This is a genomic window from Modestobacter sp. SYSU DS0511, from assembly GCF_054050755.1.
In genome coordinates, this window is record NZ_JBJGZY010000049.1 from 20,626 (window position 1) to 27,056 (window position 6,431).

At 74.5% G+C, this 6,431-nt stretch carries 6 protein-coding genes; 5 read left to right on the forward strand and 1 reads right to left on the reverse strand.

The features are described from left to right. The first annotated feature begins 82 nt into the window (after positions 1–82). The gene (locus tag ACI783_RS17985; protein ID WP_457141714.1) at positions 83–1,006 is read left to right on the forward strand and encodes a polysaccharide deacetylase family protein; all 924 of its coding nucleotides are present in this window, start codon (positions 83–85) and stop codon (positions 1,004–1,006) included. Between the two features lie 27 nt (positions 1,007–1,033). On the opposite strand, the gene ACI783_RS17990 is transcribed toward ACI783_RS17985, so the two are convergent. Then, positions 1,034–2,287 (reverse strand): amidase, encoded by a 1,254-nt coding sequence (locus ACI783_RS17990; RefSeq protein ID WP_457141715.1) that lies wholly within the window; start codon positions 2,285–2,287, stop codon positions 1,034–1,036. Between the two features lie 317 nt (positions 2,288–2,604). Here ACI783_RS17990 and ACI783_RS17995 point away from each other — a divergent pair, with 317 nt between their 5' ends. The 4 genes from ACI783_RS17995 to fmdA (ACI783_RS18010) all read left to right on the forward strand — a co-directional run bounded on the left by ACI783_RS17995 (position 2,605) and on the right by fmdA (ACI783_RS18010) (position 6,267). Continuing rightward, on the forward strand, positions 2,605–2,928 hold the full coding sequence (locus tag ACI783_RS17995) for an FmdB family zinc ribbon protein (RefSeq protein WP_457141716.1): 324 nt from the start codon (positions 2,605–2,607) through the stop codon (positions 2,926–2,928). A 53-nt stretch (positions 2,929–2,981) separates the two neighbouring features. Continuing rightward, positions 2,982–3,647 carry an AmiS/UreI family transporter gene (locus ACI783_RS18000; protein WP_457141717.1) on the forward strand — a complete coding sequence of 222 codons (666 nt, stop codon included), beginning with the start codon at positions 2,982–2,984 and terminating at the stop codon, positions 3,645–3,647. 63 nt (positions 3,648–3,710) lie between these two features. Beyond that, positions 3,711–4,964 (forward strand): formamidase, encoded by a 1,254-nt coding sequence (fmdA, locus tag ACI783_RS18005; protein ID WP_457141718.1) that lies wholly within the window; start codon positions 3,711–3,713, stop codon positions 4,962–4,964. A 40-nt stretch (positions 4,965–5,004) separates the two neighbouring features. After that, a complete protein-coding gene (gene fmdA, locus ACI783_RS18010) occupies positions 5,005–6,267 on the forward strand; it encodes a formamidase (protein ID WP_457141719.1) in 1,263 nt (420 codons plus the stop codon). Positions 6,268–6,431: the final 164 nt, after the last annotated feature.

A 6,431-nucleotide genomic window follows, 5' to 3' on the forward strand; every position in this document is an offset into this window, starting at 1 on the left:
GGGTTAGCGTCCGCCCGACCGACCAGCCGTGCGCCTGCACCCGGCCGGGGAACGGGCCGGGACCGGGCAGAGGGAGCGACGGATGGCGGGGGGCACGAGCCGACGGCGGTTCCTGCTGGGCGCCGGCGCGACCGGCGTGACACTGGGGCTCGGCTCGGCCGCCGTGGCCGAGGCCGTCTCCGGCACGGTCCCGGCGCACCTCGTCCCGGCGCCCCGTCCCCCGGCCGACGGCACCTCGGGCCAGGGGGTCGGCGCCGCGTTCCCGGAGGTGTGGGAGGAGCCCGGCCGCTGGGGCGCGCCGCGGGTGGTCTGGTCGCTGCCGGTCCAGCAGCCCCTGGCGGCGCTGACGTTCGACGACGGCCCCACCCCGGAGTTCACCCCGCGGGTGCTCGCGACGCTGGCCGCGGCCGGGGTCACCGCCACCTTCCTCGTGATGGGCCACAACGCGGTCACCCACCCCCACCTGCTGCGCGAGATCGCCGCCGCCGGGCACGAGATCGGCCACCACACCTGGAGCCACCTCGACCAGACCAGGATCACGCCGGCCCAGGTCCGCGAGGAGATCGTCCGCGGCAAGGAGGAGGTCGAGGCGCTCGTCCAGCAGCCGCTGACCGCCTTCCGCCCCGCCCGGGGCAAGCTGACCGGCTACGGGCTCCGGGTCTGCGCGGAGCTCGGCCACGACGTGTGGATCTGGTCCTGCACCCGCGGCCCGGACGGCGTCGGCACCCGGGAGGTGGTCGCCGGCCACGTCGCCGGCACGGTCCGGGCGGGGGACGTGGTCTGCCTGCACGACGGGCTGGGCCGGGGGACCTTCCAGCCGGGCAGCTCCTTCGCCGCAGACCTGGCCGCGCGCCGCGAGGTGGAGGTCCGGGCGCTGCCGGAGGTGCTGCGCCGGGTGGCCGACCGCGGGATCACGCTGACCACCGCGGGGCAGCTGCTCGCCGCCGCGGACCGGGAGGCCGCCGTCCGGACCCTGGCGGCCACCGGCGAGGTGGCCGGCGCCTGATCCGGGGACCGGCCACCGCGTGCCGGGTCAGTCGGCCCGGCAGGGCGGCAGCTCGGTGTGCCAGCCGGTGCGCTGCTGGAACCAGGCGCCGGCGTCCAGCAGCAGGTCCTCACCACCGACCGCGGCGGTCAGCTGCGCGCCGACCGGCAGGCCGGAGCCGGGGTGCCGGCCGACCGGCAGGGCGAGCGTGGGGCCGGCGTGCAGCGACCACGGCGCGGTCAGCGTGCCCAGGCGGCGGGTCAGGGTGAGCACGTCGTCCACGGCGACCGCCGTCGGGACGTCCGCCGGCAGGGTCGGCGTGAGCAGCACGTCGACCTGCCCGAACACCTCCTCCAGCCCGCGCTGGTACTCCGCGCGCACCCGCATCGCCCCGGCCCGGTCGCCCTCGGAGACGCCCTCGCCCACCCGCAGCCGGGCGAGCGTGTCGGGCTGGAAGAGCTCCGGGGCGGCCAGCCGCTCGCGGTGCAGGTCGGCGATGCCGGAGTAGACGATCGTGTAGAGCACGTCCTGCGCGACGCTGATCCCCGGCACGGTCACCGGCACCAGCTCGGCGCCGCCGTCGGCGAACACGCCGGCGGCCGCCGCGACCACCTCGGCGACGCCGGGGTCCAGGTCGTCGAACCACGCCTCGGGGACGCCGATCCGCCGGGGCACGGCCGGGCGCAGGGTGCGCGGCGGCCGGCCGGCCAGGACGGCGAAGGCGCGGGCGACGAGCTCGACGCTGCGAGCCAGCGGTCCGACGGTGTCGACCAGCTCGCAGACGGGGAAGGTGCCGGCGTCCGGCACGACGGAGATCCCCGGCCGCAGGCCGGTCACCCCGCAGGCCGCGGCCGGCAGCCGCACCGAGCCGCCGGTGTCGGTGCCCAGCGCCAGGTCGACCAGGCCGGCGGCGACCGCGGCGCCGGCCCCGCCGCTGGAGCCCCCGGGCAGCCGGTCCAGCGCCCAGGGGTTGCGGACCGGCCCGGCAGCGGAGTTCTGGCTGGTCAGGCCGACGGCGAACTCCGAGAGGTTCAGCTTGGCGACCATCTGCGCGCCGGCCGCGGCCAGCCGGGTGACGACGACGGCGTCGGCGTCGGGGACCCGGTCGGCGAAGTACGCCGAGCCGCAGGTGGTGGGCAGCCCGGCGGTGTCGATGTTGTCCGTCAGCCCGACCCGGACCCCGGCGAGCGGGCCGCCTGCCGCGTGCGGCAGCGGCGGGTCGATGCGGCGCAGCACGGCGTTGGTGGCCGCGCGCACCTCCTCCTCCCGCCGAGCGCGCTCGGCGGCGTCCGGGGACCCCACCCTCAGTGCCCGGCCCGGAAGGGGGGCGGCAGCGGCGGGACGGCGGTCACGGACGGTGAGACTGCCACCTCCGGGCCCGCTCGTCAGCACCGACCGTCGCGCCCTTGCCCGGCGCGGTTCCCGGCCGGCGAGCACCCCGCCCCGGCGCGGCGGGACGTCCGGGGCACACCATCGGCTCCGATCGACACGCCCGTCCGGCTCCAGCCAGTGCGTCACGACGCGCCGCCCGGGGTCGGGGCGGGGGCCCGCCCCGGCCCGGCAGTGCCTTGACCGTCCCGCCCGGACGCGACGAGGGTCCACCTGGTCCGGAGGGCCGAGTGCCCTCCGCCGGTGCACCCGGAGGTTCCGACATCGCCGTCTACCTGTACCGCTGCCCCGACCACGGCACGACCGAGACCCGCTGCGCGATGGGCGCCGCGCCCGCCGCGGTCGAGTGCCCGGCCTGCGGCTCGACCGCCACGCGGGTGTTCACCGCGCCCCGCCTCTCGTTCGGGTCCCCGGCACGCCGGGCCCTCATCGAACGCACGGAGCGCAGCGGCGACCAGCCCGACGTCGTCGCCGCGCCGCCTCCGGCACCCGGCTCCGGTCGTCGTGCCGACGTGCTGCGCAACCCGGCCCTGAGCCGGCTGCCCCGGCCCTGAGGTCGGGGCCCTCCGCAGATCCCGATCGACTGCACGAGAGGGGAGGGGCCGAGATGGCCAGTGTCGGTCTGCTGTACGTCGGCGCGGTCCTGATCGTCAATGGGCTGATGCTGCTGGGCCGGGTGGACGCCCGGGCGGCCGCACCGCTGAACTTCTTCGTCGGCGGACTGCAGGTGTTCACGCCGACCTACCTGATCGTGACCTCTGGGGGCGACCCGGACGCGATCCTCGGCGCCTCTGGCCTCTACCTGTTCGGCTTCACCTACCTGTACGTGGGCCTGAACCTGACCCGCGGCCTGGACGGCACCGGGCTCGGCTGGTTCTCCGCTTTCGTGGCGGGCTGCGCCGTGGTCTACGCGGGGCTGAACTTCGGCCGGCTCGACGACCCGGCCTTCGGGGTCATCTGGCTGTACTGGGCGGTGCTGTGGGCGCTGTTCTTCCTGGTGCTGGGGCTGAAGCGGGAGGAGCTCACCCGGTTCACCGGGCTGGTCGCCGTCGTGGCCGGGGTGGTGACCTGCGCCGTCCCCGCGTTCCTGCTGATGACGGGCGCGTGGGTGGAGAACGTGATGACGTGGGCGATCGTGCTCGCCGTCGTCCTGCTGCTGTCCCTGGCTCTGTTCCCTGCGTTCCGCGACCGGCGGGCCACGCAGCTGGACGACGACGTGGCGGAGCAGCCCCCGCCGGCCGCCGCGGACGCACCGGCCGACCGGCGGGGGTGAGGCCCGCCACCGAGCCGTCGGCCGACCGCCCCCGCAGCCAGACCCGAGCCAAGGAGCCAGACCATGCCCGAGCGCCTGTTCCCCCTCGACTCCAGCAAGCCGTTCACCGAGCAGCAGCACATCGGCCACAACCGCTGGCACCCCGACATCCCGGCCCAGGTGACCGTCCGCCCCGGGGACACCTTCCGGGTCGACTGCCGCGAGTGGTTCGACGGGGCGATCCACAACGACGACTCCGCCGACGACATCCGGGACGCGCCGCTGTCCACGGTGCACGTGCTCAGCGGCCCCTTCGCGGTGGAGGGCGCCGAGCCCGGTGACCTGCTGATCGTCGACATCCTCGACGTGGGGCCGATCCCGCAGGAGGACTCCGGTCCGCTGGCCGGGCAGGGCTGGGGCTACACCGGCATCTTCGCCAAGCAGAACGGCGGCGGCTTCCTGACCGACCAGTTCCCCGACGCCTACAAGGTGGTCTGGGACTTCGCCGGGCAGACGGCGACCTCCCGGCACGTCCCGCACGTCTCGTTCACCGGCATCGTGCACCCCGGCCTGATGGGGACCGCGCCGTCGGCGGAGCTGCTGGCCCGCTGGAACCGGCGCGAGGGCGCGCTGATCGCCACCGACCCCGACCGGGTGCCGCCGCTGGCCCTGCCCCCGCTGCCGGACGACGCCATCCTCAGCGGCCTGACGGGTGCCGAGTTCGACCGCGTCGCCGGCGAGGCGGCGCGCACCGCCCCGCCCCGGGAGAACGGCGGCAACCAGGACATCAAGAACCTGACCAAGGGCAGTCGGGTCTTCTACCCCGTCTACGTGCCCGGGGCGAAGCTGTCGCTGGGCGACCTGCACTTCTCGCAGGGCGACGGCGAGATCACCTTCTGCGGCGCCATCGAGATGGGCGGCTTCATCGACCTGCACGTCGACCTGATCAAGGGCGGCATGGAGACCTACGGGGTCGGCGAGAACGCCGTCTTCATGCCGGGCAACGTCGACCCCCGGTACGAGAAGTGGCTGGCCTTCTCCGGCACCTCGGTGACGCTGGACGACGAGCAGCGCTACCTCGACTCGCACCTGTCCTACCAGCGGGCCTGCCTGCACGCGATCGACTACCTGACGAAGTTCGGCTGGTCGCCCGAGCAGGCGTACATGATCCTCGGCGCCGCCCCGATCGAGGGCCGGCTGTCCGGGGTCGTCGACATCCCCAACTCCTGCTCCACCGTCTACCTGCCCACCGGGATCTTCGACGTCGACGTCACCCCCTCGGCGTCCGGACCGACGCGGATCGACCCCGGCATGGGCGTCCCCCGGTCGAGCTTTTGACCCGCCCGACCACCGTCCACCCCGACCCGAGGAGCTCCCCGTGCCCGAAGTGATCTTCGAGATCAACCGCGACCTGAGCGTGTCGATGCGCGACCAGACGGTGCCCGGCCACAACCGCTGGCACCCCGACATCCCGCCCGCCGCCACCGTGGCCCCCGGCGGGACCTACCGGATCGAGTGCAAGGACTGGACCGACGACCAGGTCCGCAACACCGACGACGCCGACGACATCCGCGACATGAACATCGACCCGTGCCACATGCTCAGCGGGCCGTTCGCCATCGAGGGCGCCGAACCCGGTGACCTGCTCGTCGTCGACATCGTGAACATCGGCCCCTTCCAGGAGCAGGAGTGGGGTTACACCGGGATCTTCGCCAAGGAGAACGGCGGCGGCTTCCTCACCGACTACTCCCCGCAGGCGTCCAAGGCAATCTGGGACCTCGACGGCATCTGGACCACCAGCCGGCACGTGCCCGGGGTCCGGTTCATCGGCAACTCCCACCCCGGCCTCTTCGGCTGCGCCCCCTCGCCCGACCTGCTGGCGGAGTGGAACCGGCGGGAGCAGGCGCTGATCGACCAGAACCCGGACCGGGTCACCGGTGACGTCCCGGCACACGACGGCGACGTCCCCGGCGCACCGCAGGTGCCGGCGCTGGCCCTGCCGCCGCTGGCCAAGGACGCGTTGCTGGGGACGCTGCGCGGCGCGGACCTGGACCGGGCGGCCGCCGAGGCCTGCCGGACCATCCCGCCGCGCGAGCACGGCGGCAACGTCGACATCAAGGACCTCGGCGTGGGCAGCCGGGTCTACATGCCGGTGTACGTGCCCGGGGGGAAGTTCTCCATCGGTGACCTGCACTTCGCCCAGGGGGACGGCGAGATCACCTTCTGCGGGGCGATCGAGATGCCCGGTTTCATCGACCTTCACTTCGACCTGATCAAGGGCGGGATGGACCGCTACAAGCAGTCGATGCCGTTCTTCAAGCCCGGGCGGGTGGGCCCGAACTACTCGGAGTTCCTCACCTTCGAGGGGATCAGCGTCGAGGACGGCCGGAACTACTACATGAACGCGACCGTCGCTTACCGCCAGGCCTGCCTCAACGCCATCAACTACCTGATGCCGGCCATGGGCTGGACCTTCGAGCAGGCGTACCTGTTCCTCGGGGCGGCACCGATCGACGGGCGGATCGGCGGGGTGGTCGACATCCCGAACAGCGCGGTCTCGATCAGCATCCCGTTGTCGATCTTCGACCGGAACATCCTGCCCGACGGTGCCGGCGGGGGCCGGGACCTGACAGCCGACTGATGGTGGTGGGGGGGGGGGGGGGGGGGCGCCCGGCCCCCCCCCCCCCCCCCCCCCCCCCCCCCCCCCGCGGTCGGTCCGGTCGAGGTCCGTCCGGTCCCGACCGCGCCGGCGCCGCAGGCCGGGGCGTGAGCGTCCCGCCCGGCGGCAGCACCCCGGCCGACAAC